1 protein-coding gene is annotated in these 476 nt (G+C 66.4%); it reads left to right on the top strand.

Annotation, left to right across the window (positions count from 1 at the left end; genetic code table 11):
• Positions 1-476, top strand: a 476-nt coding sequence (locus RM572_RS28960) for a GntR family transcriptional regulator (protein WP_311676331.1), incomplete at both ends; no start/stop codon positions are given.

Here is a 476-nt window from a genome sequence, read left to right on the forward strand (position 1 = left end):
GAACCGGTCTCCCTGCGCGACCGCGTCTACCTCGACCTCGGCAAGTTGCTCATGGTCGGCGAGATCGACCATCGCACCCGGCTGGTCGAGTCCCAGCTGTGCGAGACGCTCAACGTCAGCCGGACCCCGCTGAGAGAGGCGCTGGTCCGGCTGCACGCCGACGGCATGCTCGAACGCAGGCCCGACGGGTACTACCCGGTCGCGCTGGATATCCCGGGCGTCCGCGACCTCTACGAGTTGCGCATCACAATCGAACTGCGCGGCATCACCCGGATCCTGGAAACCGATGAGCTGCACTACGATAAGGACCGGCTCTCGGCATTGCGCGCGGAGTGGCTGGACCTGAAGGCCAGCCCGCCCCCACCGGACGGTGACATGGTGCTGCGCGACGAGTCATTCCACCTCGAGTTGTGTGCGGCATCCGGGAACAAGGCGATGGTGGCCACGCTCGACAACCTCAACCGGCGGATCCGGCT

Origin of the sequence: Streptomyces hazeniae (assembly GCF_031845485.1) — a bacterium.
GTDB lineage: Bacteria > Actinomycetota > Actinomycetes > Streptomycetales > Streptomycetaceae > Streptomyces > Streptomyces hazeniae.